The sequence below is a fragment of the Amycolatopsis sp. NPDC114503 genome (assembly GCF_055633655.1).
On sequence record NZ_JBVKDT010000005.1, the window covers coordinates 36,605 to 62,853 of the forward strand.

The window sequence follows — 26,249 nt, forward strand, 5'->3', positions numbered from 1 at the left end:
GCGGCTCCGGGGCGGGACGGGAAGTTATGCGCCGGCCAGTTTCCGCAAAGCCGGCAGAAGTGCGCGCAGGGCTTTGCCCCGGTGCGAAGCGGCGTCTTTTTCCGCCGGAGTCAGTTCCGCGCTGGTTTTCGTTTCGTTTTCCGGCACGAAGATCGGGTCGTAGCCGAAACCGTTTGTTCCGTGCTTTTCCCTCGTCAGCGTGCCTCGCCATTCGGCACGGACCGTCGTGGCCTCGCCGGACGGGAGCGCCAGTACGGCCGCGCAGACGAAGGCCGCGCCCCGGCGCTCGTCCGGGGTGTCGGTCAGCTGCGCCAGCACCAGGTTCAGGTTCGCTTCGTCGTCGCCGTGTTTGCCGGACCAGCGCGCCGAGAGGACGCCGGGCATGCCGTTGAGGGCATCGACGGTCAGGCCCGAATCGTCCGCGATGGCGGGCAACCCGGTGGCGGCGACCGCGTCCCGGGCTTTGGCCGCCGCGTTGCCTTCGAAGTCGGGGGCGGTTTCCGGGGCTTCCGGGAACTCCTCGACGTCGTTCAGGCCGAGCACCTCGACGCCCTCGATGCCTTCCGCTTCGAGGATCCGGCGCAGTTCGCCCAGTTTCTTCGCGTTCCGCGTGGCCAGCAGCAGCTTGGTCACTTCTGGCCCTTCTTCTTGTCCGGCCGCGGTTCCGGCAGCTCGCCCGGGTACGGCAGCGCCAGCGCTTCGTTCTGCAGGCGCGTCAGTTCCTCGCAGCCGCCCAGCGCCAGGTCCAGCATGGTGTCCAAAGTGGACCTCGCGAAGGTGGCGCCCTCGCCGGTCCCCTGCACCTCGATGAGGGTTCCGGCGTCGGTGGCGACCACGTTCATGTCGACCTCGGCGCGCGAGTCCTCCTCGTAGGGCAGGTCGAGCCGCACCCGGCCGTCCACGACGCCGACGCTCACCGCGGCCACCGAGGACGACAGCGGCTGCGGGTCGTTGAGCCGGTTCGCCGCGCCCAGCCAGGTGATCGCGTCCGCCAAGGCCACGTAGCCGCCGGTGACCGCGGCGGTGCGGGTGCCGCCGTCCGCCTGGATCACGTCGCAGTCGATGACGATGGTGTTCTCGCCGAGCGCGGCCAGGTCGATGCAGGCGCGCAGCGAGCGGCCGATCAACCGGGAGATCTCGTGCGTCCGGCCGCCGATGCGGCCCTTGACCGCTTCGCGGTCGCTGCGGGTGTTGGTCGCGGACGGAAGCATCGCGTACTCGGCGGTGACCCAGCCGAGACCGGACCCGGCGCGCCAGCGCGGCACGCCCTCGGTCACGCTCGCCGCGCACAGCACCCTGGTGTTGCCGAACTCGACGAGCACCGACCCGGCAGGCCACTTCTGGAACCCGCGGGTGAGCTTCACTTCGCGGAGCTGGTCGTCGTTCCTGCCATCTTTTCTCACCACGGGGAGCACTCTAGGACGCACCTCTGACACTTTCGCGATCAGAGGTCGTAGACCGCGCCTTGCGTCACCAGCTCGGCGTCCGGGAACACCGCTTTGGCCTCCGCCAGGACTGCATTTCGGTCCGTCCACGGGGCGACGTGGGTGAGCAGCAGACGGCCGGCCCCGGCTTCCTTGGCCAGTTCACCGGCTTCTTTCCCGGAGAGATGCACCCCTTCCGGACGGTCTGCGGCATCGGTCCAGGACGCTTCAGAGAGCAGGACATCGACGCCGTCGGCCAGCTCGCCCAAACCGCGACACAGCCCGGTGTCGCCGGTGTACGCGAGGATGGTGCCCCCGTACGCGATGCGCAGGCCGAAAGCTGGCGTCGGGTGGTACACAGCGACGGCGGTCACGTCGAAGGGACCGATCTCGATCCTCTCTTCGCGCAGCTCGTGGAACTCGTACACGTCCGACAGATCCGCGGCAGCGCGCTCGGCGGCGTCAGCTGCGTACGCGTGCGCGAGACGCGAAGGCGCTTCCGCTGGCGCGTACAGCGGAAGCTGCCGCGGCCGGGCCGGATACGGCGGCGCGGGATGGTAGCGGCGAAGCACGGTTAGGGAGTTGACGTCGGCACAGTGGTCGGCGTGCAGGTGCGAAAGGACGAGCGCGTCCAGGTCGAACGGATCCAGCACAGTCTGCAATTGGGCGAACGCGCCGGTGCCCAGCTCGAGGCCGAGCCGGTAGCCCTCCGCCTCCAGGAGGTATCCGGACGCGGCGGCACCCGGCCCGGGGATGCTGCCCGAACACCCGAGGATCGTCAGTCGCACCCCGTCACCCTAACTCCGCTCAGCGGCGCCGCAGCGTCACGCGCTGACCGGGTCCAGCGCACCCGGCGCGAAGCCCATGAACCGCTGCGCCAAGCGGGCGAACGGTTCCGGCGAGCCGGTGGCGAGGAACTCGTGCCGCGGCGGCTCGTCGCGTTCGGCGAGCAGGTCGAGTTCGGTCAGCACGCGGTAGAGGTCTTTGGCGGTTTCGTCGGCGCTGGAGACGAGCGTGACGTCCTGTCCCATCACGATCTGCAGTACGCCGGACAGCAGCGGATAGTGCGTGCAGCCGAGGATGAGCGTGTCGACCTCGGCTTCGAGCAACGGCTGCAGATAACCCTGTGCCAGCCCGAGAATCTGTCGGCCGGTGGTGATGCCGCGCTCCACGAAGTCCACGAAGCGCGGGCAGGCGACACTGGTGAGGCGTACGTCCGGCGCGGCGGCGAAGGCGTCGTCGTACGCCCTCGAACGCACAGTGCCCTCGGTGCCGATCAGGCCGACGCGTCCGGTGTGTGTGGCGACTGCGGCACGGCGCGCGGCGGGAAGGACCACTTCGACCACTGGTACGTCGTAGCGCTCGCGCGCGTCGCGAAGGCAGGCCGCGGACGCTGTGTTGCACGCGATCACCAACGCCTTCACGCCACTCTCGACCATGTCGTCGAGAGCGGCCAACGCGTACTCGCGAGCGGTGGCGATGGGCAGCGGGCCGTACGGGTTGCGCGCGGTGTCGCAGACGTAGCGGAGCTGTTCGGCAGGCAGCAGTTCGAGAATCGAGCGTGCGACGGTGAGCCCGCCGACGCCGGAATCGAAAACACCGATGGGCGCGCCGGGAGAACTCACACCCCGAGGTTACCCGGGGTCGTCGGCTCGATCTTCGGGGATTTGACGCGTTCGCCGCGTGAGGTCAGCCACGCGGCGAGGATCCCGGCCAGCGCGCCGAAGAGGTGGCCCTGCCACGAGATGCCGGGGTTGCCGGGCAGCAGGCCCCAGAGCATCCCGCTCCAGATGCCGAGCAGCACGACCGCGACCGCGATCTGCGCGAGCGACCGGTGGAACAGGCCGCGCACCAGCAGGTACGCGAGCCAGCCGAAGGCGAGCCCGGACGCGCCGACGGTGTAGGCGTTCGCCGGTCCGACCAGCCACACCCCGAGCCCGGAAACCAGCCAGATGATCGCGGTGACCACGGCGAACCGGCCGATGCCCGCCGCCATCGCGAGGAAGGAGAAGATCAGCACCGGGACCGTGTTGGAGAACAGGTGCGACCAGCCCGCGTGCAGCAACGGCGCCCAGAGGATGCCGTCGAGGCTGGACGCGTCCCGCGACAGGATCCCGCCGTGGGTGAACTCGCCCGGCAGGATCACGTCGAGCAGTTCGACGAGGTACAGCACCGCCACGAACCCCAGCGCGACGAACGCCGCGGCCTTGGGATTGGGCGGCAGGATGCGCTTCGCGGCGTCGACCGGCTTGCCGCCGCCGGCAGCGGGCGGCGTCGGCGGGAGGGGAGGCAGTGTGGTCACGCTCTCAGGCTACGTCGGCGGGAAGCCGACGGCCTCGGGAGAAATCCCTGAACTTGGCCCTTGGGTGACGTGGCCGTGAAGGACTCTAAGTCCGTGAGGGGCCGCCCCTTCACGACCATGCCGCTTCCGGGCCGTCCGTGAAGGGCCCCTTGAGGGAATCTGATTCCCTCAAGGAGTCCTTCACGGACCGGCAGTCACACCATTGCGGGCTTGCGGAGCAAGTTTCCGTAGGCGGCGGCGAACAAGGCGGAAAGCAGCGCGGCTACCGCCGCCAACGCGAAGCTCCATCCAGGACCGCCTGCCGACAGCACCACCGCGCCCACCGCTCCGGCGAGGCTGCTGCCCACCACCCGAACCAGCGCGTTGATCCCGCCGGCGGCGGCCGTTTTCGCGGGCTCGACGTGCTCGACGGCCATCGTCCCCAGCGCGGCGTACCCGAGCCCGATCCCCAGCCCCAGCACCGCCGCGACGGCATAAAGCCCAAGCCCGTCCCCAGGCAACGTGGTCAGCCACAGAGCAGCCGCCAGCACCACCGCCGAGCCGCCGGCGACCAGCGCGGGCGCGCTGAACCGCCGCATCAGCGAACCAGCCAGCACGGAAACCACCAGCATCACGATCGTCGTCGGCAGGAGATAAAGCCCCACCTGCAACACCGACGCCCCGAGCACGCCCTGCGCGTACGCCGAAAGCGTCATGATCGTGGCGAACAACGCGAAGCCGAGCAGGAACGACGCCACCGTCGCGCCGACCGTTTTTCGGTGCAGCAGCATGGGAATCTCGATCAACGGCGTCTTCGTGCGCCGCGCCGTCACCACCCACACCGACGCCAGCACCACGGCCGCGACCAGCAGCCCGACAGTCCCCCAGCCCCATTCGGAACCCTTGCTGATCGCCAGCAGCAGGCAGATCAGCCATCCCGACACCAGCACCGCGCCCAGCAGATCCGGCGAACCGCTCCGCACCGCGGCCGTCCGGTCCTCCTTAACCGCGGCGACCAGCGCGAACGCCACCGCGCCGAGCACCGCCAGCGCCCAGAACACCACCTGGTGATCGCCACCGGCGAGCCCGGCGAGGATCATCCCGCCGCCGCTGCCCGCGCCGATCGTCGCGCTCAGAACGCCGATCGCGGTCGGCAGCGATCGGGCTGGCAAAACGGTCCTGACCTGGCCGATCGCCAGCGGAAGCAACGGTGCGGCCGCGCCCTGCAGGATCCGGCCGACGACCAGCAGCGGCAGCGAATCCGCCACCGCCGCCAGCACCGATCCCCCGACCAGCAACGCCAGCACGACCAGCGACATCGTGCGCCTTCCGTACAGGTCGCCGAGCTGCGCGACCAGCGGAATCGCGACGGCGCCCGCCAGCAGCCCGGCAGTCAGCGCCCACGACATCGAGCTCAGCGGCACCCCCAGCTTGAGCTGCAACCTCGGCAGCAACGGCACCACCACGGTCATCTGCAAAGTCCCGACCGCCACCGCGAACGCCAGCGCGGCGACCGTCCCCCAGTAGTTTTTATACACGTATAAAAAGTAGCATGGCGACATGCCAGCGCGCACCGGCCGACCGCCGAAGATCTCCAAGGCCGACATCGTGGCCGCCGCTCACCGGGTCATCGAGGAGGACGGCGTCGACGCGTTGACCATGCGGCGGCTGGCCCGCGAGGTCGGCAGCACGGCGATGGCGCTGTACCACCACGTGCGCGACAAAGAAGGCCTGCTTCTCCTGCTGCTGGACGACTACGCGCACAGCGAGATGACTCGGCCGGAGAACCTCCCCGAGGAACCGGGCGACCGGATCGTGGCGGTCGCGACAGCGATGCGGGACGGGCTGGCGAACTGCCCGTGGATCGTGGAAGTACTGCGCTCCGACGACCTGCTGTCGGTCGGAGGGCTGTGGTATCCGGAGAAAATCGTTGCGGCGGCGGGAAAAGCCGGTCTGCCGATCGAGGCGGCGGTGGAGGTCTACCGGGCGGTGTGGCACTACACGCTCGGCGAGATCAGCTCACGCGCGGCCGCCGCGCGACGACGCGATCAGGGCGGCGACACCTACCGCCAGCGAGTGTTCGCGGAACTGGACGCGACGGAATTCCCGACGCTCGCCCAGATCGGGCCGCGCTGGGAAACCCTTACCGCACAAGACAGTTACGAACGAGGCATCCGCGCGCTCGTCAAGGGATTGCTGCCGTGAGGGGAACCCGGCCGGGCTCCCCTCACGGGCGCTAGGTCAGGCCCAGAGCTGACCGTCAAGCCGTTCTGCCGCTTCGTCCAGCGACCCGGAATACGCGCCGGTCGACAGGTACTTCCAGCCGGCGTCCGCGACCACGAAAGCCACGTCCGCCTTCTCGCCGCGAGCCGCGGCCTTCTCCGCGACCCCGAGAGCCGCGTGCAACACCGCGCCAGTGGAGATCCCGGCGAAAATGCCCTCGTGCTCCAGCAACTCCCGCGTCCGCCGGAGAGCGTCGTACGCCCCCACCGAATAGCGTCCGTTGAGCACACTCTCGTCGTAGAGCTCCGGCACGAACCCCTCGTCGAGGTTGCGCAGGCCGTACACCAGCTCGCCGTAGCGCGGCTCGGCCGCGATGACCTGGACGTCCGGCTTGTGCTCGTGCAGGTACCGCCCGACACCCACCAGCGTCCCGGTCGTCCCGAGCCCGCCGACGAAATGCGTCAGCGTCGGCAGGTCCTTCAGCAGCTCCGGCCCGGTCCCGCGATAGTGCGCGTCCGCGTTGGCCGGGTTGCCGTACTGGTAGAGCATCACCCAGTCCGGGTTCTGCTTCGCCAGCTCCTTGGCCCGCCGCACCGCCTCGTTCGAGCCGCCCGCGGCCGGCGAGAACACGATCCGCGCGCCGTACGCCTGCAGCAGCTGCTTGCGTTCGGTGGAGGTGTTCTCCGGCATCACGCACACCAGGCCGTAGCCCTTGAGCTTCGCGGCCATGGCCAGCGAAATCCCGGTGTTGCCCGAGGTCGGTTCGAGGATCGTGGACCCGCGCCGCAGGATGCCGTCCCGCTCCGCCGCCTCGATCATGGCCAGCGCGGGCCGGTCCTTGATCGAGCCGGTCGGGTTGCGGTCCTCGAGCTTCGCCCACAGCCGCACCTCGTCGGTCGGCGACAGCCGCGGCAGGCCGACCAGCGGCGTGCCGCCGAGGGCGTCGAGGAGGGACTCGTAGCGGGTCATCGGCTCAGCGCGCGCCGCCCGCGACGGCGGGCAGGATGGTGAGGGTGTCGCCGTCCTTGACCTCGGCGTCGAGCCCGCCGGAGAAGCGCACGTCCTCGTCGTTGACGTAGACGTTGATGAAGCGGTGCAGCTTCTCCTCCTTGACCAGGCGCGCCTTCAGCCCGGCGTGCCGCGACTCGACGTCGTCGATGATCTCGAGGACGGTCTTGCCCGCCGCCTCGACGGACTTCTCGCCGCCGGTGTGGGTGCGCAGGATGGTCGGGATGGACACGGTGACGGCCATGGTTCTTACCTCCGGGTGGGTTCCTACACGCTGACGCATCGGACGCCGCGCTTTATTCCGCGGGAGTTCAGTCGACGATCTCGACCGGCTCCTCGGTGATCTCGGCGTCCACGATCCGGTACGAGCGGAACTCGTGCGAATCGGGCTCTCTTGTCGAGACGAGCACGTAGTGCGCGTCTGGTTCGGCGGCGATGTTCGCGTCGGTGCGCGACGGATAGGCCTCGGTCGCGGTGTGCGAGTGGTAGATGACCACCGGGACCTCGTCGTTCGCGTCCATCTCGCGGTAGAGCTTGAGCAGGTCGCCCGAGTCGAACTCGTAGAAGGTCGGCGAGCGGGCCGCGTTCAGCATCGGGATGAACCGCTCGGGGCGGTCCGAGCCGGCAGGACCGGCCACCACCCCGCACGCTTCGTCGGGGTGGTCACGGCGGGCGTGGGCGACGATCTCGTCGACGAGTTCACGGCGGATCCGGAGCACACGGACATCTTAGTTCGTGGACCGAACGAGTCCACACTGTGAGAGCTACCGCTCATCCGCAGGTCAGGGCACAATAACGGGATGCCGGTGTCCTCGAAGCTCCGCGAACGCTGCCGCCCGCTGCTGGCCGAAGGGGACGTCGTCCAGTACGTGTTCCCCGCCACATCGCTGATGGTGTCGATGATGGCCGCGCACCGGAATTTCGTCGTCGTGGTCACCGATCGGCACGTGACGGTGCTGGCCTGCAGCACTTTCCGCCGGTGGAAGCCGGTTTCGGTGTGGGAACAGCTGCCGCGCTCGACCGAACTGGGCCCGGTGGACGTGCACCCCTCGCTCGGGCCGACCGTGTCGTTCGGCGGCCTGGTGCTGGAAATCGAGGAGGAGTACGTGGCCACCGTGCGCGCCGCCGACGTCGAACGGAACGAGGACGCGCTCCCGCAGGACCCGTTCTGACCTCAGCCCAGCGCTTCCGGCCACACGTCCCGATACGCCGGGATGCCCGCCGCGGAGGTCGCCGACAGCAGCCCGTGCACCATCGCCCGCGCGAACACCCGCGCTGATGCCGCGCACAACGCGTCCAACGCGCCCGCTCGCGCCGCCACCGCGAACGACCCGGGCTCCCCCGGCAGTTCCCGCGCGCCCGTCGCCAGCGCGAACACGGTGTCGCCGTCGAACATCGAATGCGCCGGACGCACCGCGCGCGCCAACCCGTCCTGCGCGGCGACCGTCAACCGGCGTGCCTCGGCTTTCGTCAACGCCGCGTCGCAAGCCACCACACCGATCGTGGTGTTCAGGTCGGTTCGCTGCCCCGGCACCTCGCCCGGCCGATCCGGCCAGCGGACACCGAACTCGCCGTCCACTTCGTGATCGCCGGCAAACGCCCGCCCGGTCGCGAAATCCACCGCCTGGCCCGCCGCGTTGACCGCGACGATCGCGCCGACGGTCACCTCTCCGACGACCTCGCTCGCCGTCCCGATGCCGCCCTTGAGCGAACCGACCACCGCGCCCGAGCCCGCGCCGACGGTACCCATCTCGACGGCTTCCCCCGCTGCTTCGCAAGCGGCGTAACCGAAATCGGCATCCGGCCGATTGCCCCACTCGCTGCGCGGCAGGTCGAACAGCACCGCCGCGGGCACGATCGGCACTACCTCATACGGCTGCGCGCCAACGGGAAACCCGAAATTCCGCTCGGACAGCCACCGCATCACGCCGTCCGCCGCCGCGAGCCCGTACGCGCTTCCGCCGGAAAGACAGACCGCATTCACCTGCTGTACCAGGTTTTCCGGCTCCAGCAGGTTGGTTTCGCGCGTGCCGGGCGCGCCGCCGCGCTGATCGACCGCGCCGGTCGCGCCGTCCGGCACGAGCACGACAGTGGTTCCGGAAGCCCAGCCCTCGTCAAGCCGCTGGTGATGGCCTACGAGCACGCCGGGAACGTCGGTGATTTTCCCGCCAGTCAGCCGGTCAGCGCTTGGATCAGCGTCTCCTGCACCCATGTCAGCCAATGGTAGACGCCGAGATGGGGTGCGCGGGGGTCGTCTTCGGGCAGTTCGTCGGGCATGTCCTCGGTGACGTCGAGCGCGGTGCCCAGCGCCAGCCGGACGTCGTTCAGCGCGCCGAGCCAAGCGTCGGCCTGCTCGAAGGTCAGCTTCACCGAACCGCCGTCGCGCGGGAGCGTGTCGAGCACGATCTTCGCGACGCCGACCTTCTTCTCCAGCAGTTCCGGCTCGTGCAGCGACCGCATCGCCGCCGCCGAATCGAGGTCCTCGCGGCTCGGGTTGTCCGGGTCGAGCCGGTGGAAGTCCGGCAGCAGCCGCGACAGCACCGGGTCGTCCGGCGATTCGGCGGGCCCGGTGCGGATCCCGGTCAGCTCGGCGAGTTCGTCCTGCGGGGCCTCCTCGGCCCGGGCGGTGAGCATGTCCTCCAGCTGCCCGACCAGCCCGCGCAGCACCGCTGCTTCCTGCTGTTCGAAGCCGGCGAGGATGGCGTCCCCCTTGCGCCGCCAGGCCTTCACGAGGGCTGTTCCATGGTCGCCCACAGGCCCGCCGCGTGCAGCTTCGCCACGTCGGTCTCCACCTTCTCCTTCGAACCGGACGACACGATCGCCCTGCCCTTGTTGTGCACGTCGAGCATCAGCTTCGTGGCGTGGTCCCGGCTGTAGCCGAACAGCTTCTGCAGGACGTACGTCACGTACGACATCAGGTTCACCGGGTCGTTCCAGACGATCGTCCGCCAGGGCTGGTCGGATTCGGCCAGCTCGGCCCCGAGTGGATCGACCTGCGTCTGTTCGGATGCGACAGGCGTGGACATGCACACCATGGTGTCACGGGGCCATCCCGGTACGCCGCGCCAGGTCCGTCCATGTGAGTGAATAGGCTGCTCCCATGGGTTCCCCCGAGCCGGTCACCAGCGCCAGCACGGCGCTGCTCACCGACCATTACGAGCTGACCATGCTGGCGAGCGCGCTCGCGGACGGGACGGCCGACCGGCCGTGCGTGTTCGAGGTCTTCGCGCGGCGGCTTCCCGACGGCCGCCGCTACGGCGTCGTCGCGGGCACCGCGCGCGTGCTCGACGCGATCGCCGACTTCCGGTTCACCGACGCCGAGCTGACCATGCTGGAGCAGACCGCGGTCGTCGACCCGGAAACGCTGGCGTGGCTGGCCGACTACGAGTTCCGCGGCGACATCGACGGCTACCGCGAAGGCGACCTGTACTTCCCTGGTTCGCCGATCCTCACCGTGACCGGCAGTTTCGCCGAAGCGGTGGTTCTGGAGACGGTGGTGCTGTCGATCCTCAACCACGACAGCGCGATCGCGTCCGCGGCGGCGCGGATGTCCGGCGCGGCGCACGGCAGGCCGATCATCGAGATGGGCGGACGGCGCACGCACGAGTACGCCGCGGTCGCCGCCGCGCGCGCCTCCTACCTGGCCGGATTCGCCACCACGTCGAACCTCGAAGCGGGCCGCCGCTACGGGATCCCGACGCGCGGCACCGTCGCGCACGCGTTCATGTTGCTGCACGACAGCGAGGAAGCGGCATTCCGCGCACAGGTCAGCAAGATGGGTGCGGACACCACACTTCTGGTGGACACCTACGACATCACCGCGGGCATCGAGGCGGCCGTGCGCGTCGCCGGTCCGGAGCTGGGCGCGATCCGGATCGACTCCGGCGACGTCGGCCCGCTCGCCCGCAAGGCCCGCGACCAGCTCGACTCGCTCGGGGCGAAAGACACCCGGATCGTGGTGTCCGGCGACCTCGACGAGCACGCGATCGCGGCGCTGCGCGCGGAACCGGTGGACGCCTACGGCGTGGGCACCTCGGTGGTCACCGGATCCGGCGCGCCGACCGCCGGGATGGTGTACAAGCTGGTCGAGGTCGACGGCAGGCCGGTCGCGAAACGCAGCGCGCACAAGGAATCCCGGGGCGGGCGCAAGCACGCGCTGCGCAGGCACCGCAGCACCGGGACGGCCGTCGAGGAAGTGGTCTGGACCGCCGCCAGCGGCCGCCCGGAAGCCGGCGAAAACGATCTCGACCTGCAGATCCCCCTGGTGCGCGAGGGCGCGCCGGTGGATGATCTGCCCACACTGGATGACGCACGCGCCCGCCTGCGGCGTGCGCAGGTGAGCCTGCCGTGGGAGGGCCTCAAGCTCTCGCACGGCGAGCCCGCGATACCGACGACTTTTCTGTAGGGAGCCGACCATGGGAACCGCGCTGATCGTGGTGGATGTGCAGAACGACTTCTGCGAGGGAGGCTCGCTCGGCCTGCCGGGCGGGGCGGCTGCCGCGGCGGCCATCTCGCGGCGGATGGCCGACGGCGGCTACACGCACATCGTCGCCACTCGCGACCACCACATCGATCCGGGCGACCACTTCAGCGACACGCCCGACTTCAACACCAGCTGGCCGCGGCACTGCGTCGCGGGCACGGCGGGCGCGTCGTTCCACTCGGCGCTGGACGTGGTGCCGGTCGAGGCGGTGTTCTCGAAGGGCGAGTACACCGCCGCGTACTCCGGTTTCGAGGGCAAGTCCGGCGACGGCAAGACGCTCGAGGAATGGCTGCGCGCGCACGAGGTGACCGACGTCGAGGTCGTCGGCATCGCGACGGACTTCTGCGTGCGCGCCACCGCCCTCGACGCCGCTCAGGCCGGGTTCAACGTGCAGGTGCTGCTGGATCTGACCGTCGGCGGTTCGCAGCCGACGGTGGACGCGACGCTGAAGGACTTCGACGAGGCAGGCGTGCGCTACACCGGCACGCCCGCCCTGCCGCCCTCGTGAGCGTTCACGCCGGTTAGAACCGGCTCAGCCGCTCACGAGGCTGGCGCGCCGCCCTTGCCGTACGGATTGCACGCCGCGGTGCCGAGGTAGATGTCCCCGCTCGCCGGACCGCCTTGCGGGAACAGCTTCACGTGCACCGCGTGCGTGACCAGGCTGCCGTCGGCGGGCTGCGGCGTCACGGTCTCGTTCAGCGTGATCGTGGCCAGCGCCGTGCCCGCCGCGCCGCCGGGGATCGTGATCCGGTAGTTCGCCGGGATCGACGACGGCATGGTGAAGCCGGAGACCTCGCCGATCGACATCGTGCCGGTGCTGCCCGAATCCGCGGTGGTGGCGCAGCCGACCGAGTACGTGCGGACCTTCAGCTCGGGCCCGCCGTACCGGGTGAGCAGGTCGGATTCGAACCGCTGCCCGCCGGTCTTCACCTGCGCGATCGAGCCTTTCCGCTCGCACGTGGTGCCGCCGAAACCGAACACCGCGACGTTGCCCGCCGCGCCGCCGGTGGTGCGCGCGAACGTCGGCCCGTCGGCGTCGCAGCGCGCCAGTTCGCCGGTGACCACGTGCTCGTGGTCCACCAGCACGTCGAGGCTGCCCGCGGAACCCCAGCCGGTGGACGTCGGCGGATCGGCGTGCGCCACCGCCGGTGCCGCCGCCAGCAGAACCCCGGTGACCAGCAGGATCCGTCCGCGCATTCGACCTGTCTCCCTTCGCCCGTGCTTCGACATCGGCAGCGCGGCAGGGGTCCCAAACGTCGACCGGGACAGCTCACCCGTACGTGTGGCGGAAGACAGGGGTGGTGAGGAACGCAACTTGTCTCGTTGCGCCGCCTCACTCGACGATAACCTGCCCGGACGTCCGTTTTCCGTGGTTGGAGGTCCCGTGTCGTCACTGTCTCTCCCGGCCCGCCGTCAGGTGCTGGCCGACCTCGTGCCCGGCACCCTGGTGCGCGACCTGACGCTGGTCGCCGGCGGAGCGTTGCTCACCGGCGCGGCCGCGCAGCTGGTCATCCCGCTTCCGGGCACGCCGGTGCCGATGACCGGCCAGACCTTCGCCGCGCTGCTCGTCGGCGCGACGCTCGGCATGCGCCGCGGCGCCGCCTCGATGCTGCTGTACTTGCTCGTCGGCGCGGCCGGCGTGCCGTGGTTCCAGGGCGGGACGTCCGGGCTGTCCGGAGCCTCTGCGGGCTACATCGTCGGCTTCGTGTTCGCCGGTGCGCTCGTGGGCGCGCTCGCCCGTCGCGGCGGCGACCGCACTCCGCTGCGCACGGCGGGGACCATGGTGCTCGGCAATGTCGCGATCTACGCGTTCGGCGTGCCGTGGCTGATGGCCGCCACCGGGTTCGATCTCGCCACCGCTTTCGACAAGGGCGTCACGCCGTTTCTGGTGGGCGACGTGCTGAAGACCGTGGTCGCGGCCGGTGTGCTGCCGCTCGCGTGGGCCGCGGTTTCGCGGTTCCGCAAGGAAGACTGAGCCGTAATTCCGGGAGCTTCGATCCGGCGCGAGGGGTCCGTTCGCGCCGGATCGAAGATCCTGTCGGACCCGGCGGCTATCGTGTCTCGCTGTGCCCGCCCGAACCGATTTCCCCGGCGTCCTCGAACTCCTCACCCACGCGGTGGAGTCTGTCGGCGGCGCTGAACGCCCCGGCCAGGTGAAGATGGCCGATGCCGTCGGCCACGCCATCCGCACCGGCGAACACCTCGCCGTGCAAGCGGGAACGGGCACCGGCAAATCGCTGGCGTACCTGGTGCCCGCGATCCGGCACGCGGTGGAGAAAGACACCACCGTCGTCGTCTCCACGGCCACCATCGCGTTGCAGCGCCAGCTGGTCGACCGTGACCTCCCGCGCCTCGCCAAGGCGCTCAAGAAGCCGCTCGGGCGCGAACCGACCTTCGCGATCCTCAAGGGCCGCCGCAACTACCTGTGCCTGCACCGGCTCGACACCGGTCCGTCCGACGAGCCCGAGGACGCGCAGCTGTTCGACCCGTTCGCGGTGTCCCGGCTGGGCAAGGAAGTCACGCGGCTGCACGAGTGGACGTCGGACACCGAAACCGGCGACCGCGACGAGCTGGTGCCCGGAGTGTCCGACCAAGCGTGGCGTCAGGTTTCCGTCACCGCAAGGGAATGCCTCGGCGCCGCGAAGTGCCCGGTCGGCACCGATTGCTTCGCCGAACGCGCGCGAGCCGAAGCGGGCCGCGCGGATGTCGTGGTCACCAACCACGCGCTGCTGGCCATCGACGCGCTGCAGGGCTACCAGGTGCTGCCAGACCACGACCTGGTGATCATCGACGAGGCGCACGACCTGGTCGACCGGGTCACCTCGGTCGCGACCGGCGAACTCACCAGCGCGATGGTTTCGGCCGCCGCACGCCGCTGCGGAAAGCTGATGGACGCGGGAATCGCGGACCGGCTGCTGGAGTCGTCGGACGGACTCGCGCTGATCCTCGACGACATCCCGGCCGGGCGGCTCGACGCGCTGCCGAAGCCGTTGCAGGGCGCGATCCCGGCGGTGCGCGACGCGGCGAAGGAATGCCTCACCGCGCTGGGCTCGGATCGCAAGGAAGACGTCGGCGAGGCGACCGCGCGCAAGCTGGCCCGGTCGCTGCTCGAAGAAGTGCACGACACCGCGGTGCGGCTGCTCGACGCGTACGACGAGGATCTGGCGCACCAACGCGACGTCGTCTGGCTGACCGGGGACAGGTACTCGGCGAACCCGCGACCGCCGGCGCTGAAGGTCGCGCCGCTCGGCGTCGCGGGGTTGTTGCGGGAGCGCGTGTTCAACCAGCACACCACCGTGCTGACCTCGGCGACGCTCACCCTCGGCGGCGAATTCGACACCATGGCACGGCAATGGGGTCTCCCGCCAAGCGGTCCGCGCGTGGTGAAGTCGCCGGGCACGGCCACCGACAAGGAAGCCCCGTCGGACGAGGACAACGGCCCGAAGTGGACCGGGCTGGACGTCGGCTCGCCGTTCGACCATCGCCGCAACGGCATCCTCTACCTCGCCAAGCACCTGCCGCCGCCCGGCCGCGACGGTCTCGCGGAGTCCACAATGGACGAACTGGCCGAGCTGGTCGAAGCCGCGGGCGGCCGTACGCTGGGCCTGTTCTCCTCGATGCGCGCCGCGAAACAGGCCGCGGAAGCGATGCGGGAACGGCTCGACCACCCGATCCTCTGCCAGGGCGACGACGCCACGCCGTTGCTGGTGCGACAGTTCTCCGAGGACGCGCGCACCTGTCTGTTCGGCACGCTCACGCTGTGGCAGGGCGTGGACGTGCCCGGGCCGTCGCTGCAGCTCGTGGTGGTGGACCGGATCCCGTTCCCGCGCCCGGACGATCCGGTGTCGTCCGCACGCCAACGCGCGGTGGAAGCCCGAGGCGGCAACGGATTCCTCACCGTCGCCGCGACGCACGCGGCGCTGCTGCTGGCACAAGGCACCGGACGGCTGCACCGCTCGGTCACCGACCGCGGCGTGGTGGCAGTGCTGGACTCCCGCCTGGCCACCGCGCGCTACGGCGGTTTCCTGCGCGCCTCGCTGCCGCCGTTCTGGCCGACAACAGATCCGCAGGTCGCACGAGACGCACTGAAGCGACTCGACGCGGCCGCGCCCGCCTGACCGAGCGCACGGGACAGGCGGGTACGGTGAGTGGAACGAACACGACAGGGAGCACCGTTGACCCAGGATTCGTCCAGCGCACAATCCCGGACCGTCAGTGTTGACGACACCGGGGTGCGGCGCCGGCTCGCCGATGGCAGCGAAGAAGCTGTGACGTGGTCAGAACTGCAATCCGTCATGGTGAGAGTCATCCCCGACGGCCCCTGGAACGAAGACGTCTTCTTCATGCTGGTCGGCAACGACGGCAAAGGCACCGCGGTCCCCAGCGGCGACCCGGCCGCGGACGCCCTCATCGAACGCCTGCAGACCTTGCCCGGCTTCGACAACGAGAAGTTCATCGAAGCGATGACTACGGACGCTGACCAGGCTTACGTGGTGTGGCAGAGCTGATTCGGGCTCGCTGAAGCGCCGTTCCAGAACTGGTTCTGTTGCGGCTTTCGCTGTTAGGTTTCACTGCTTTGTCCCGGCCGGAAACCTTTGCTGGGCAAGGGTTGCCGGGCTGCGGCTTCGACGGTTTCGGGGACGGCGGCTCGGCTGCCGTTCTGCGGGATTTCCATCGCCGCGCGTCAGCGACCCGGATCGCCGCAACCGCCCGCCACGGCAGCGCGGCGACCGCACCGGCGAGACAGCCAGCCGCCCGGCCCCGGGAACGGCCAGCCGCCACGGCTCAGCAACCCCACCCCGGGAACCGCCCGCCATCACAGCTCAGCAACCCCGCCCCCGGAACAGCCCGCCACCACGGCTCAGCAACCCCGCCCCCGGAACAGCCCGCCACCACGGCTCAGCAACCCCGCCCCCGGAACAGCCCGCCGCACCAGCTCGGCTACTCCACCGCAAGAACCAGCCACCGCACCACCACAGCAACCCGCGCCCGCCACCACGGCGCGGCCGCCCCACCTCACCAACCAACCGCCGCAGCTCAGGCGGTCGGGAAGGTCTCCGTCACCGGAATGCCCTTCTTCAGCGTCCGGCTCACCGTGCACAACCGCTCGATCGCCCGGTCCACCGCGCCCGCCAGCGCCTCCCGCTGAGCCTCGTCCAGGCCGGACACGTCAACGTCGAACGCAACGTGCACCGCGTCCAGTTCCGACGCCCCTTCACGCCGGTCGGCCGTCACCGCGACGCGGAACTTCGAGTCCTCGCCCACGCGCCGCGTGATCAGCTGCTCCGCTGTCACCGCGGAGCAGCCCGCCGCTGCGATCTGCAGCAGTTCCGCCGGGGAGAACGCGCCCTCCGCACCAGCCCGGCCCAATCGCACCTCCGCGCCGCGCTCGTTGCGGCCGACGAAGCTGTGCGTGCCTTCGCGCTGTACTTCCAAGGTCATCGGAGACGCCTTCCCACCCGTCGAATCACTGCATTGGCGCAACCGCGCGGGTCACGCCGATGTTCCGGGCTGCTGCGCCAGCACGGTGATCGTCCCGGGGTCTACCTCGGTGAAGCCCGCGTCCCGGACCGCGATCACGCGGTTGTCGCGCCAGCCCGCTTCCGGGTCGTCGACCGGGCACAGTTCCTTCCACTTGCCCGGGCTGGGCGTCCGGACCGCGACTCGGTAGTCCCTCGCCGCCCACGCCGCCAGTTCGTCGTCCGGAAGCAGCGACGCGAGGATCATCGTGGCGTGCCCGACCTGCGCGGACGCCTTGCCGACGGTCATCGGGACATCCGGATTGAGCATCAGCAGCGGGACGTCGGCCGGGACCGGACCGGGGGTGTCGGCGGGCAGTTCGCTGCCGGAGATCTGCAGCCGTGAGACCTCTTTCGGGGCCTCCTTCACGAGCCCGGGCACAAGCGCCCGCGCCTGCGCGCCGTCGACCTCGATCGTGATTCCCGGCTGGTCGAGCACCGCTTGCCAGTGCGCGCCGCGAGCCCGGCGCGCGACCTTCCGGATCCGGTTGTCGAGCCACGCGTGCACCGGCTCAGCCCATTCGCCGCCGGGCTCGACGCGTTCGTCCAGGCACACCGCGATCGCCGCCGCGGCGGCCGCTTCGAGCAGCGCCGTCCGGCCGGGCGGTTCGGCGCGTTCGATCCGCAGGATGATCGGCATCGCGCGGACCTCGTCCGGGTTTTCGTCGGAGGTGTCCGAGGTGTCTTCGGCGGGGAGGCCGAGCCACGAGGCGTACCGGCTGCGCAGCGGTTCGAGCAGAGGGTTCACGGGCGGGCCAGTTCGAGTCCGTCGGCCGCGTCCGCCGCCTCGACCTCGGCGCGCGTGACGCCGAGGACGAACAGCACCGCGTCGAGGTACGGGTGCGAGAGCGCGGTGTCGGCGACCTCGCGCAGCGCGGGCTTGGCGTTGAACGCGACGCCCATGCCAGCCGCGGCCAGCATGTCGATGTCGTTGGCCCCATCCCCGACCGCGACGCACGCGCCGAGCGGAATCCCGTACTCACCGGCGAACCGGCGCAGCGCGGTCGCCTTGCCCGCGCGGTCCACGATGTCGCCGACCACGCGGCCGGTGAGCTTGCCGTCGACGACCTCCAGTTCGTTGGCCGCCGCGAAGTCGAGGCCGAGGTCGTCCACGAGATGGTCGATGACCTGGGTAAACCCGCCGGACACGACGCCGCAGCGGAACCCCATGCGCTTCAGCGTCCGGACGGTCGTGCGCGCCCCCGGAGTCAGCTCCAGCTTCGCCGCGACCTCGTCCATCACGCTCGCGGGCAGTCCGGCCAGCAGCGAAACGCGCCGCTCCAGCGACTCCGCGAAGTTCAGCTCACCGCGCATCGCGGCCTCGGTGATCTCGCGGACCTGCTCCTCGACCCCGGCGTACGCGCCAAGCATCTCGATGACCTCGCCCTGCACGAGCGTGGAATCGACGTCGAAGACCACCAGCCGCTTCGCGCGACGCGTGATGCCCGCGCGCTCGACGGCGATGTCAATGTTGGCCTCGGGTGCCGCATCGGCCAGCATGGACCGGAGCTCGGCGTCGGCTTCTGCGGTGTCTTCGCGCACCGAGACGTACAGCTCAAGCCCGGTCACCGGGTAATCGGCGACACTGCGAATCGAGTCGATGTTCGCCCCGACGCCCGCCAGCCGCCGCGCGATCTCGGAAAACGCCCGCGCGGTCACCGGACGCCCGAGCAGGACGAGCACGTGCGACGAATCGCGCCGGCCGAGAGCGAACGGATCCGCGCCGATCGCGTCGCCGATCCGGACCTCGACCTCCATGCCGACGGTCGCCATCGCCTGCTCGACGGACTCCTGGAGCCCCTCCGGGTCGCGGTAGACGCCGGCGAGCACGCCGAGCACGAGCTGCCCGCGGATGACCACCTGCTCGATGTCGAGCACGTCCACGTCGTGCCGCGTGAGCACGGCGAACAGCACGGACGAGACCCCGGGCTTGTCCGGACCGGTCGTGGTGATGAGGACGGGAGTCTGGCTCACTGGTTCGGTATCCCTCGTTCGTCTCGGCACCGACGCTTAGGCCACGGCGAGTCGGCACGCACAGTCTGGCCTCCAGCGGCGGCGGGCAGAACGCCCCCGTGCCGTGCTTCACACCGCTGGCGCCACTAACGGGCGATGCGGGGGCGGTGTGGGGCGGGATATGGCCTGGGTCGGTCGCAGCGGAGACGACCAGGGGCGGGTGAGGACAGGGCGGGCTGGAGCGGCGGCAGTGCGTGCTGGGTGAGGGCAGGGCGAGCCGGAACGGCGGCAGCGCGGGCTGCGCAGGCTCGGACGAAGGCTGATGAAGCGGCGCGCTGGGACGCGCGTGGGTGGATTGCGCTGCGGCCATGGCGAGCGACTCAGGCTGCAGTGCAGGTGCGGCCAGGAACCGGGCTGTGACCGGGCGGGCTGGGGCGGAAGCTGGCGGAACGGTGCGGTCGCAGGTTCCAACGGAACGGACCGGGCGAGGGCTGGCGAACCAGTGCGGCTGGGCGCAACGGCGGATGGCGGACGCGCGGCTCGGGCAAGGCTTCGCGAGGCAACGAGGCAACGAGGCAACGAGGCAACGAGGCAACGAGGCAACGAGGCAACGAGGCAACGAGGCAACGAGGCAACGAGGCAAGCATGAGCGGTCGGTCAAGTCTCGCGGACGTTCATCCCGGCGAGAACGACACAGACACTCACCAACTCCCCCGCCAGCGCCGCCACCCGCACGCCCTCGGCATAGCCAGCCCAGCAGCCCGGCACGACAACCCAGGCACGAAAAACGGCGCGTGCCCGGCCGAGAAACCTCGACCGGGCACGCGCCGTGCAGCTGTTGCGAGCGCCGTTACTGCTCGCTCGCGTTGTCCTTGCCGTGGTCGCCCGGCATGGTGGCTTCCACGAGCTTCTGCGACGGGGCCGCGACGTGCTTGGCCTTGCCGAAGAAGCCGATCTCGCCTTCCGCGTGGAGGCGTTCGACCATGTGCGGGTAGTGCAGCTCGAACGCGGGCCGCTCGGAGCGGATCCGGGGCAGTTCGGTGAAGTTGTGCCGCGGCGGCGGGCAGGACGTGGCCCACTCGAGCGAGTTGCCGTAGCCCCACGGGTCGTCGACCGTGACGATTTCGCCGTACCGGTAGCTCTTGAACACGTTCCAGATGAACGGCAGCGTGGACGCCCCGAGGATGTACGCGCCGATCGTGGAGATCGTGTTCAGCGTGGTGAACCCATCGCTGGCCAGGTAGTCCGCGTAACGCCGCGGCATGCCTTCGGCACCCAGCCAGTGCTGCACCAGGAACGTGGTGTGGAAGCCGATGAACGTGGTCCAGAAGTGCCACTTCCCGAGCTTCTCGTCCATCATCCGGCCGGTGATCTTCGGGAACCAGAAGTAGATCCCGGCGAAGGTCGCGAACACGATCGTGCCGTAGAGGACGTAGTGGAAGTGCGCCACCACGAAGTAGCTGTCCGACACGTGGAAGTCGATCGCCGGAGCGGCCAGCATGATGCCGGTCAGACCGCCGAAGAGGAACGTGACGATGAAGCCCATCGAGAAGATCATCGGCGTCTCGAAGGACAGCTGGCCCTTCCACATCGTGCCGATCCAGTTGAAGAACTTCACGCCGGTCGGGACCGCGATGAGGAACGTCATGAAGGAGAAGAACGGCAGCAGGACCGCGCCGGTCGCGTACATGTGGTGCGCCCACACCGCCACCGACAGCGCCGCGATCGACAGCGTCGCGAAGACCAGGCCCTTGTAGCCGAACACCGGCTTGCGGCTGAAGACCGGGAAGATCTCCGACACGATCCCGAAGAACGGCAGCGCGACGATATAGACCTCTGGATGGCCGAAGAACCAGAACAGGTGCTGCCACAGGATCACCCCGCCGTTGGCCGGGTCGAACACGTGGGCTCCGAGGTGCCGGTCCGCCAGCAGGCCGAACAGGGCCGCGGTGAGGATCGGGAACGCGAGCAGGATCAGGATGCTCGTGATCAGGATGTTCCAGGTGAAGATCGGCATCCGGTACATCGTCATGCCGGGCGCGCGCAGGCAGACCACCGTGGTGATCATGTTGACCGCGCCGAGAATGGTGCCAAGACCGGACACCGCCAGGCCGGCGATCCACAGGTCGGCTCCGACGCCGGGCGAGTGGATGGCGTCCGACAGCGGCGTGTAGGCGAACCAGCCGAAGTCGGCGGCGCCGCCGGGGGTCAGGAAGCCGGACAGCACGATCAGGCTGCCGAACAGGAACAGCCAGTAGGAGAACGCGTTCAGCCGCGGGAACGCCACGTCGGGCGAGCCGATCTGCAGCGGCAGGATGAAGTTCGCGAACCCGAACAGGCTCGGCGTCGCGTACAGCAGCAGCATCACCGTGCCGTGCATGGTGAACAGCTGGTTGTACTGCTCCTGCGACAGGAACTGCTGCCCCGGCTGGGCGAGCTCCGTCCGGATGAGCATGGCCATCGCGCCGCCGATCATGAAGAAGGCGAACGACGAGACCAGATACATGATCCCGATCTGCTTGTGGTCCGTCGTGCGGAACAACCGCAGCAGGTACGAACCCTTTGCCGTCTCGCGCGCGGGATACGGGCGCGTTGCGATCGGCTTGGGGGCTACGGCCGTCACTCCTGCCTCCAACACTGCAACCTTGTGGTGGTCAACTTCGGGGCGCTCGGGCTCAGGCGCGGGCCTGATCCGGGCGGTTAAGGGGATCGTAGCCCTCGGTACCGACAGTCGCTCGCACCGGCTGGTTAGATCACCGCGTGACCGACTCGTACCGCGCCGCGGCGGTCTCCTCCGCGCTCGCGATCGGCCGCCGGTTCGGCCTCCCCACCGGCTCCGCGCAGGTGCTGCACGAGCGCTCGAACGTGCTGGTGAGGATGGGTCCGGTCGTGGCGAGGGTCCCGGCCACCACCCGGCTGCTGCGGCCGGACGCGACCGCGTGGCTCGAGCGGGACGTCGCCCTTTCGGCCTACCTCACCGAACGTGGTGTGCGCGTCGTCTCACCGGCCGTGGATCCCCCGGCCGGACCGCATTTCGCCGAGGGCTTGCCGGTCACGCTCTGGCACTGGACGCCGCACGATCCGGACCATCGGCACGGGCCGGGCGAGACCGCCCGATCGCTCGCCCGGGTCCATGCCGCGTTGCGCGATTACCCGGGCGAACTGCCCTCCCGCGGCCCGGTCGGCGAACTCCTGGACACCGTCGCCCGCGACGGTTCGCTGCTGGACGGCTTCGCCGGCCGGATCCGCGCGGAAACCGAACGACTGGCGGCGCTGCTGCCGTCCGGCCCGGTCCAGGCCCTGCACGGCGACGCCCATCCCGGCAACCTCATCGAGACCTCCGACGGCCCGTGTTGGCTCGACTTCGAGGACACCTGGCGCGGACCACTCGAATGGGACCTGGCAATCCTCGCCCAACAAGGCGGACCCGAATTCCTCGCCGCGTACCCGGGCGAAGCGGACGAAGCCGTTCTCGCGACGTGTACGCAGCTTCGCTCGCTCTTCGCGGTGGCGTGGCGGTTCCTGATCGCACAGCGTTTCCCACACCGTCTGGACGAAGCGCGCGCCGCAGCTGTCGAGTACTTCAGCTGACCCAGCCGAGGATCGCTTCGACCACGCCTGCCGGGTCCTCCAGTGGCGTCAGGTGCCCGACGTCGGGAAGGACTGCGAGGGTCGCGTCCGGCAGCGCGTCGACCATGGTGTTGGCGGCGTCGAGCGGCGTGATCGCGTCTCGGTCCCCCACGATGACGAGCGCCGGAACGTCGGTTTCGCGCAGCAGGTCAACGGAATCAGGCCGGTTGCGCATCGCCCGCGCGGCCCAGGCGACCCCGGACGGCGGCTGCGCGTCGATCAATTCGCGCACGCGCGCGAGGACGTCGGCGGACGCGGTGTCGGCGAGAAGGTTCGGCAGGTTCGCGTCGGCCAGCCAGTCTTTGACGCCCTCGGTCTCCGCACGATTCGCGACGTCGAGCCGGGTCTGCGCGGCTTCGGGGGTGTCGGCGGTGGCTTTGGTGTCGATGAGGATCAGTCCCCCGACGCGCTCGGGAGCCAGCCGGAGGACTGCCATCGCGAGGTAGCCGCCCATCGAACAACCGCCGAGAACCACCTGATCGAGTTCGAGCTTGTCGAGGAGCGCGACGACGTCCCGGGCGGCGTCGGCGAGATCCGGCTCGGCTTCGGTCTCCGGCAACGGGCTCCGGCCGAGACCGCGCTGGTCGGGCGTGATGACCCGGAGGCGTTCCGCGAGCGGCGCGCGGACCGGGTCCCACATGCGGGCGTCGAGCGGGAAGGCGTGCAGGAGCACCAACGGCAGTTCGGTCATGGCGGAGATTGTCGCTGTTGTCGCCGCGATTTTTGTCGGACCCCGTCGTTATGGTCGGGGCGTGACAGAGATCGTGACGGAAAGGCTGGTGCTGCGGCACTTCGTGGAGACCGATCGGCAGGCGGTGGTGGAGATCCAGAGCGACCCGGAGACGAATCGGTACAACCCGCGTCCGCCGGACACCGCGACCACCCTGGTGATGTTCGACAGCTGGCTCGAGCACTGGGCGGAGTTCGGCTACGGGTACCTGGCGGTCCGGGAGCGGGGCAGGCCGGAATCCGCCGACGGGTCGGACGTGATCGGCATGACCGGAGTGCGCAACCGGGAGTTCCGGGGCGAGAAGGTGCTGAACCTGGCGTACCGCTTCCGGCCGTCGGTGTGGGGAAAGGGTTACGCGGCGGAGGCGGCGCGGGCGTCGGTGGAGTGGGCGGAGCGGGAGATTCCGGCGATTCCGGTGCTGATCAGTGTGGCGGTGACGAACGCGCCGTCGCTGCGGGTGGTGGAGAAGCTGGCGTTCACGGAGTACGTGGAGGAGGAGTACGACGGGGCGGTTTCGCGGCATTTTCGGCGGTGACGGGGTTTCGGCTGCGCAGCGACTGGGGGCGGCTGGGGTCGGCGTGCTTGGGCGGTTACGCGTGGGGTTTCGGCGGTGACGGCTGCTTGGCTATGACGGGTGTTCGGCCGCGTTCGGCGGTGGGCGGTCCGCCGTGACGGGCTTTCGCGGTCACGGCGGGGTGCGGGTGCCGAGGCAGCTTCACTCGCAGCGGAACGCGGCGATACCGCATCCACGCCCGCGTCAACCGCGATGCGGTCTGGCGGCACCGGGCCCGACGGAAGGGAACCCTTTCGCAGTAACGGTTCCGCGTCACCAACGTCGGTTCGGCCGACGCCGGGCCCGAGCCTCCCAGCAAGGCCGATGCCAATGCCGACGATCCGCGACGCCGCCGGTCTCGTCCGCGGGCCAGACGACCAGGTGCGGAACGCCAGGGCGGATCTCGTGGTCGCACCCGGGGCAGCGGTAGGTCTTGGCGGCCTGCGAGCCGGGGACGGTGCGCACCAGCCAGTCCCCGTCGGGGCCGGATTCGCTGCGGGCCCAGCCGCTGACCGCACCGGCTTCTGGCCGCTCGGCAGAAGCGGGGCGGCCTCGGCCGGGTCGGTTGCGTCTGGGCACGCAGACACGGTAACCGGGCTTCTGCGAGACAGCTCAGCCACGCACCCCGTACCACCGGCTCACCCTGGCTGCCGGGAACCGCGTCTCGCGGGCACTCGCTGAATTGGCTGGCCACAACCACTCGCGCTCGATGCGTTGAGTGCGCCAGCGGTGCGCGCCGCCCTATGAAACGGCGAGGTGAGCCAGCGGCGCGCACCGGCCCATGAAACGGCGAGCTGAGCCAGCGATGCGCGCCGCCCCATGAAACGGCGAAGTGAGCCAGCGGTACGCGCCGCCCCATGAAGCAGCGAAGTGAGCCAGCGATGCGCGCCGCTCATGAAGCAGCGAAGTGAGCCAGCGATGCGCGCCGCTCATGAAGCAGCGAAGTGAGCCAGCGATGCGCGCCGCCCATGAAGCAGCGAGGCATGAACGGAGCGCCCAAAGCGGCATCCGGGTCGCCGGATCAACCCCGCGCGATCGCCAGCGGAACCAGCTGCTCCGCCGACGTCAGCGAACCGTGCTGGCCCACCAAGTTCGACTCCACTGCCTCGGCCAGTTCGCGCACCATGCCGAACGTCCCGGTAGCCGCCGCGACGACGTCGCCGATTCGGGGGCGGACCCGGTCGCTCACCGCGGCGCCGAACCAGCCTGCCGCGATTGCCTCTTCGCGCGGCAGGACCCAGGCCCGCGAGCCCAGCACCTCGCGCCACGCGGCTACGACATCCGGCGTCGCGCCAGGTTCCGTGTAGACATGCCGCGCGCGGACTTCGCCGCCGAAAGTGCGTACTCCCGACAGCAGCTCCGGAGCGTCCTCCAGGTTCAGCTTTTCCTCGACGGTCACCATTCCGTGATCCGCCACCACCGCCAGCACCGCACCGGCGGGCAGTCCGTCCACAATGGACTCTACCAAGCGGTCGACGTGCCGCAGTTGCATCCGCCAGGCGGTCGAGCCAGGGCCGTAGAGGTGGCCTAGCAGGTCTAATTCACTGTGGTAGGCATAGCAAAACGACCGCGAAGCCAATACCTCCAAGGTCCGCGCGGCCAGGTCGCCCAATGCGTGGACGCCGGCGTACCGGGCTCCGCTTTGGGTCGCTTGAGTCAAGGCTGTGTTGGCGAAATGCGCCGAAGACACCACTGCGGCCTCGATTCCCGCGGCGGCGGCGCGTTCGAAGGTCGTCGGCAGAGGCTGGACTTCGCGTGGGGGCAGGGCACCTCGCAGGTCGCTGCCGTCGTCGTGGGAGCGCCAGCGCAGGGCGTTCATGACGCCGGAGCCGGGGATCTCGAAGGTGTAGCCGACCATGCCGTGCTCGCCGGACGCCAAACCGGTGCCGATCGCGGCGACGCCTGCGGCGGTGGTCGACGGGAAGCCGACTCGCAGGGGGGTGCCGGCCAGTTCGGTGAGAACAGGGGCGTCCGCGGCGTGCTGGGCGAGCAGTTCCCAGCCGAGGCCGTCGATGAGGAGCACGCAGGCGCTGCGGGCTTCGGGCAACGCCAGGCCGCCGTCCTCGCCGGGCACGCCCAGCGCGCCGAGCAGAGCGGGAACGACCTGGCCTAGGTGCGGAACATCCGCGTACTGGGGCACATCCACCCGGACAGCTTCCCACCAACGCGGCCCGCCAGCGATAATCAAGGCATGCCCACCTACGCCTACCGCTGCCGCGACTGCACCGAGACGTTCGAACTCCAGCGCCCGATGGCCGAGTCCAGCGCGCCCGCCCCTTGCCCGGAAGGTCATCTGGACACGGTCAAGCTGCTCACGACCGTCGCGCTCACCGGCTCGGCATCCGCACCGGCACCGGCCGGAGGGGGTTGCTGCGGAGGCGGGTGCTGCAGCTGATCGGCGAGGAGAGCCCAGCCCCAAGCCAGGCCGCGGCATCCGCCGTCGAA

30 protein-coding genes are annotated in these 26,249 nt (G+C 69.9%); 10 read left to right on the top strand and 20 right to left on the bottom strand.

The window, feature by feature from the left end:
* Nucleotides 1–24 precede the first annotated feature (24 nt).
* The 6 genes from rdgB to ACZ7OI_RS21845 form a co-directional block, all read right to left on the bottom strand.
* Nucleotides 25–633, bottom strand: a complete 609-nt coding sequence (rdgB, locus tag ACZ7OI_RS21820; RefSeq protein WP_470266031.1) for an RdgB/HAM1 family non-canonical purine NTP pyrophosphatase — start codon at nt 631–633, stop codon at nt 25–27.
* Nucleotides 630–1,406, bottom strand: coding sequence for a ribonuclease PH (rph, locus tag ACZ7OI_RS21825; protein WP_470266032.1), 777 nt, complete (start codon nt 1,404–1,406; stop codon nt 630–632). The genes rdgB and rph overlap by 4 nt, the downstream gene beginning before the upstream one ends.
* A gap of 38 nt (nt 1,407–1,444) precedes the next feature.
* Nucleotides 1,445–2,212 (bottom strand): MBL fold metallo-hydrolase, encoded by a 768-nt coding sequence (locus tag ACZ7OI_RS21830; RefSeq protein ID WP_470266033.1) that lies wholly within the window; start codon nt 2,210–2,212, stop codon nt 1,445–1,447.
* Nucleotides 2,213–2,248: 36 nt separating this feature from the next.
* Nucleotides 2,249–3,049 carry a glutamate racemase gene (gene murI, locus ACZ7OI_RS21835; protein ID WP_470266034.1) on the bottom strand — a complete coding sequence of 267 codons (801 nt, stop codon included), beginning with the start codon at nt 3,047–3,049 and terminating at the stop codon, nt 2,249–2,251.
* Nucleotides 3,046–3,717: a rhomboid family intramembrane serine protease gene (locus ACZ7OI_RS21840; RefSeq protein ID WP_470266656.1), complete on the bottom strand. Its 672-nt coding sequence runs from the start codon at nt 3,715–3,717 to the stop codon at nt 3,046–3,048. Before ACZ7OI_RS21840 ends, murI begins: the two co-directional genes overlap by 4 nt.
* A gap of 203 nt (nt 3,718–3,920) precedes the next feature.
* Complete coding sequence (locus ACZ7OI_RS21845; protein WP_470266035.1) at nt 3,921–5,243, bottom strand: MFS transporter; 1,323 nt, start codon at nt 5,241–5,243, stop codon at nt 3,921–3,923.
* Between the two features lie 22 nt (nt 5,244–5,265).
* On the opposite strand from ACZ7OI_RS21845, the gene ACZ7OI_RS21850 reads away from it, so the two are divergent.
* On the top strand, nt 5,266–5,910 hold the full coding sequence (locus ACZ7OI_RS21850; protein ID WP_470266036.1) for a TetR/AcrR family transcriptional regulator: 645 nt from the start codon (nt 5,266–5,268) through the stop codon (nt 5,908–5,910).
* A gap of 36 nt (nt 5,911–5,946) precedes the next feature.
* Here ACZ7OI_RS21850 and ACZ7OI_RS21855 read toward each other — a convergent pair whose 3' ends face one another.
* The 3 genes from ACZ7OI_RS21855 to ACZ7OI_RS21865 form a co-directional block, all read right to left on the bottom strand.
* Nucleotides 5,947–6,897: a PLP-dependent cysteine synthase family protein gene (locus tag ACZ7OI_RS21855; RefSeq protein WP_344271617.1), complete on the bottom strand. Its 951-nt coding sequence runs from the start codon at nt 6,895–6,897 to the stop codon at nt 5,947–5,949.
* A gap of 4 nt (nt 6,898–6,901) precedes the next feature.
* Nucleotides 6,902–7,180, bottom strand: coding sequence for a MoaD/ThiS family protein (locus tag ACZ7OI_RS21860; protein WP_370934711.1), 279 nt, complete (start codon nt 7,178–7,180; stop codon nt 6,902–6,904).
* 67 nt (nt 7,181–7,247) lie between these two features.
* A complete protein-coding gene (locus ACZ7OI_RS21865) occupies nt 7,248–7,655 on the bottom strand; it encodes a M67 family metallopeptidase (protein ID WP_037815268.1) in 408 nt (135 codons plus the stop codon).
* Between the two features lie 81 nt (nt 7,656–7,736).
* On the opposite strand from ACZ7OI_RS21865, the gene ACZ7OI_RS21870 reads away from it, so the two are divergent.
* Nucleotides 7,737–8,108: a hypothetical protein gene (locus ACZ7OI_RS21870; protein ID WP_470266037.1), complete on the top strand. Its 372-nt coding sequence runs from the start codon at nt 7,737–7,739 to the stop codon at nt 8,106–8,108.
* Between the two features lie 2 nt (nt 8,109–8,110).
* On the opposite strand, the gene ACZ7OI_RS21875 is transcribed toward ACZ7OI_RS21870, so the two are convergent.
* From ACZ7OI_RS21875 to clpS, 3 genes are read right to left on the bottom strand one after another with little or no spacing between them, the layout of a single operon-like run.
* Complete coding sequence (locus ACZ7OI_RS21875; RefSeq protein ID WP_470266038.1) at nt 8,111–9,148, bottom strand: P1 family peptidase; 1,038 nt, start codon at nt 9,146–9,148, stop codon at nt 8,111–8,113.
* Complete coding sequence (locus tag ACZ7OI_RS21880; RefSeq protein ID WP_037715369.1) at nt 9,109–9,666, bottom strand: DUF2017 domain-containing protein; 558 nt, start codon at nt 9,664–9,666, stop codon at nt 9,109–9,111. Before ACZ7OI_RS21880 ends, ACZ7OI_RS21875 begins: the two co-directional genes overlap by 40 nt.
* A complete protein-coding gene (clpS, locus tag ACZ7OI_RS21885; protein WP_067593947.1) occupies nt 9,663–9,962 on the bottom strand; it encodes an ATP-dependent Clp protease adapter ClpS in 300 nt (99 codons plus the stop codon). Before clpS ends, ACZ7OI_RS21880 begins: the two co-directional genes overlap by 4 nt.
* Nucleotides 9,963–10,036: 74 nt before the next feature.
* Between clpS and ACZ7OI_RS21890 the strand changes: the two genes are divergently transcribed.
* Nucleotides 10,037–11,341 carry a nicotinate phosphoribosyltransferase gene (locus ACZ7OI_RS21890; protein ID WP_470266039.1) on the top strand — a complete coding sequence of 435 codons (1,305 nt, stop codon included), beginning with the start codon at nt 10,037–10,039 and terminating at the stop codon, nt 11,339–11,341.
* 10 nt (nt 11,342–11,351) lie between these two features.
* Nucleotides 11,352–11,927, top strand: coding sequence for an isochorismatase family protein (locus ACZ7OI_RS21895; RefSeq protein WP_470266040.1), 576 nt, complete (start codon nt 11,352–11,354; stop codon nt 11,925–11,927).
* 32 nt (nt 11,928–11,959) lie between these two features.
* Here ACZ7OI_RS21895 and ACZ7OI_RS21900 read toward each other — a convergent pair whose 3' ends face one another.
* Nucleotides 11,960–12,616 carry a choice-of-anchor P family protein gene (locus tag ACZ7OI_RS21900; RefSeq protein ID WP_470266041.1) on the bottom strand — a complete coding sequence of 219 codons (657 nt, stop codon included), beginning with the start codon at nt 12,614–12,616 and terminating at the stop codon, nt 11,960–11,962.
* Nucleotides 12,617–12,803: 187 nt separating this feature from the next.
* Between ACZ7OI_RS21900 and ACZ7OI_RS21905 the strand changes: the two genes are divergently transcribed.
* The 3 genes from ACZ7OI_RS21905 (at nt 12,804) to ACZ7OI_RS21915 (ending at nt 15,927) form a co-directional block, all read left to right on the top strand.
* On the top strand, nt 12,804–13,394 hold the full coding sequence (locus ACZ7OI_RS21905) for a biotin transporter BioY (protein ID WP_470266042.1): 591 nt from the start codon (nt 12,804–12,806) through the stop codon (nt 13,392–13,394).
* 91 nt (nt 13,395–13,485) lie between these two features.
* On the top strand, nt 13,486–15,537 hold the full coding sequence (locus tag ACZ7OI_RS21910) for an ATP-dependent DNA helicase (protein ID WP_470266043.1): 2,052 nt from the start codon (nt 13,486–13,488) through the stop codon (nt 15,535–15,537).
* Between the two features lie 57 nt (nt 15,538–15,594).
* A complete protein-coding gene (locus ACZ7OI_RS21915; protein ID WP_009082506.1) occupies nt 15,595–15,927 on the top strand; it encodes a hypothetical protein in 333 nt (110 codons plus the stop codon).
* A gap of 529 nt (nt 15,928–16,456) precedes the next feature.
* Here ACZ7OI_RS21915 and ACZ7OI_RS21920 read toward each other — a convergent pair.
* The 4 genes from ACZ7OI_RS21920 to ctaD all read right to left on the bottom strand — a co-directional run bounded on the left by ACZ7OI_RS21920 (nt 16,457) and on the right by ctaD (nt 21,514).
* A complete protein-coding gene (locus tag ACZ7OI_RS21920) occupies nt 16,457–16,861 on the bottom strand; it encodes an OsmC family protein (protein WP_470266044.1) in 405 nt (134 codons plus the stop codon).
* A 51-nt stretch (nt 16,862–16,912) separates the two neighbouring features.
* Nucleotides 16,913–17,686: a peptidyl-tRNA hydrolase gene (locus ACZ7OI_RS21925; RefSeq protein ID WP_470266045.1), complete on the bottom strand. Its 774-nt coding sequence runs from the start codon at nt 17,684–17,686 to the stop codon at nt 16,913–16,915.
* Nucleotides 17,683–18,912, bottom strand: coding sequence for a phosphoserine phosphatase SerB (serB, locus tag ACZ7OI_RS21930; RefSeq protein ID WP_470266046.1), 1,230 nt, complete (start codon nt 18,910–18,912; stop codon nt 17,683–17,685). The genes ACZ7OI_RS21925 and serB overlap by 4 nt, the downstream gene beginning before the upstream one ends.
* An 829-nt stretch (nt 18,913–19,741) precedes the next feature.
* Nucleotides 19,742–21,514, bottom strand: a complete 1,773-nt coding sequence (gene ctaD / locus ACZ7OI_RS21935) for an aa3-type cytochrome oxidase subunit I (RefSeq protein WP_470266047.1) — start codon at nt 21,512–21,514, stop codon at nt 19,742–19,744.
* A 137-nt stretch (nt 21,515–21,651) separates the two neighbouring features.
* Here ctaD and ACZ7OI_RS21940 point away from each other — a divergent pair, with 137 nt between their 5' ends.
* A complete protein-coding gene (locus tag ACZ7OI_RS21940) occupies nt 21,652–22,482 on the top strand; it encodes a phosphotransferase enzyme family protein (RefSeq protein ID WP_470266048.1) in 831 nt (276 codons plus the stop codon).
* Here the strand turns inward: ACZ7OI_RS21940 and ACZ7OI_RS21945 are convergent.
* Complete coding sequence (locus tag ACZ7OI_RS21945) at nt 22,475–23,212, bottom strand: alpha/beta fold hydrolase (RefSeq protein ID WP_470266049.1); 738 nt, start codon at nt 23,210–23,212, stop codon at nt 22,475–22,477. The genes ACZ7OI_RS21940 and ACZ7OI_RS21945 overlap by 8 nt on opposite strands.
* Before the next feature lie 61 nt (nt 23,213–23,273).
* On the opposite strand from ACZ7OI_RS21945, the gene ACZ7OI_RS21950 reads away from it, so the two are divergent.
* Nucleotides 23,274–23,786: a GNAT family N-acetyltransferase gene (locus tag ACZ7OI_RS21950; RefSeq protein WP_470266050.1), complete on the top strand. Its 513-nt coding sequence runs from the start codon at nt 23,274–23,276 to the stop codon at nt 23,784–23,786.
* A 291-nt stretch (nt 23,787–24,077) separates the two neighbouring features.
* On the opposite strand, the gene ACZ7OI_RS21955 is transcribed toward ACZ7OI_RS21950, so the two are convergent.
* Both ACZ7OI_RS21955 and ACZ7OI_RS21960 read right to left on the bottom strand, forming a co-directional pair.
* Nucleotides 24,078–24,383: a hypothetical protein gene (locus tag ACZ7OI_RS21955; protein ID WP_470266051.1), complete on the bottom strand. Its 306-nt coding sequence runs from the start codon at nt 24,381–24,383 to the stop codon at nt 24,078–24,080.
* A 442-nt stretch (nt 24,384–24,825) separates the two neighbouring features.
* Nucleotides 24,826–25,950, bottom strand: coding sequence for an alkaline phosphatase family protein (locus ACZ7OI_RS21960; RefSeq protein WP_470266052.1), 1,125 nt, complete (start codon nt 25,948–25,950; stop codon nt 24,826–24,828).
* 45 nt (nt 25,951–25,995) lie between these two features.
* Here ACZ7OI_RS21960 and ACZ7OI_RS21965 point away from each other — a divergent pair, with 45 nt between their 5' ends.
* Nucleotides 25,996–26,199, top strand: coding sequence for an FmdB family zinc ribbon protein (locus ACZ7OI_RS21965; protein WP_344271545.1), 204 nt, complete (start codon nt 25,996–25,998; stop codon nt 26,197–26,199).
* The last annotated feature ends 50 nt before the right edge of the window (nt 26,200–26,249 follow it).

Coding starts and splice junctions, on each gene's coding strand:
- ACZ7OI_RS21850 (WP_470266036.1), top strand. CDS start 5,266: ATGCCAGCGCGCACCGGCCGACCGCCGAAGATCTCCAAGGCCGACATC.
- ACZ7OI_RS21855 (WP_344271617.1), bottom strand. CDS start 6,897: ATGACCCGCTACGAGTCCCTCCTCGACGCCCTCGGCGGCACGCCGCTG.
- ACZ7OI_RS21860 (WP_370934711.1), bottom strand. CDS start 7,180: ATGGCCGTCACCGTGTCCATCCCGACCATCCTGCGCACCCACACCGGC.
- ACZ7OI_RS21870 (WP_470266037.1), top strand. CDS start 7,737: ATGCCGGTGTCCTCGAAGCTCCGCGAACGCTGCCGCCCGCTGCTGGCC.
- ACZ7OI_RS21875 (WP_470266038.1), bottom strand. CDS start 9,148: ATGGGTGCAGGAGACGCTGATCCAAGCGCTGACCGGCTGACTGGCGGG.
- clpS (WP_067593947.1), bottom strand. CDS start 9,962: ATGTCCACGCCTGTCGCATCCGAACAGACGCAGGTCGATCCACTCGGG.
- ACZ7OI_RS21890 (WP_470266039.1), top strand. CDS start 10,037: ATGGGTTCCCCCGAGCCGGTCACCAGCGCCAGCACGGCGCTGCTCACC.
- ACZ7OI_RS21895 (WP_470266040.1), top strand. CDS start 11,352: ATGGGAACCGCGCTGATCGTGGTGGATGTGCAGAACGACTTCTGCGAG.
- ACZ7OI_RS21900 (WP_470266041.1), bottom strand. CDS start 12,616: ATGCGCGGACGGATCCTGCTGGTCACCGGGGTTCTGCTGGCGGCGGCA.
- ACZ7OI_RS21920 (WP_470266044.1), bottom strand. CDS start 16,861: ATGACCTTGGAAGTACAGCGCGAAGGCACGCACAGCTTCGTCGGCCGC.
- ACZ7OI_RS21945 (WP_470266049.1), bottom strand. CDS start 23,212: ATGACCGAACTGCCGTTGGTGCTCCTGCACGCCTTCCCGCTCGACGCC.
- ACZ7OI_RS21965 (WP_344271545.1), top strand. CDS start 25,996: ATGCCCACCTACGCCTACCGCTGCCGCGACTGCACCGAGACGTTCGAA.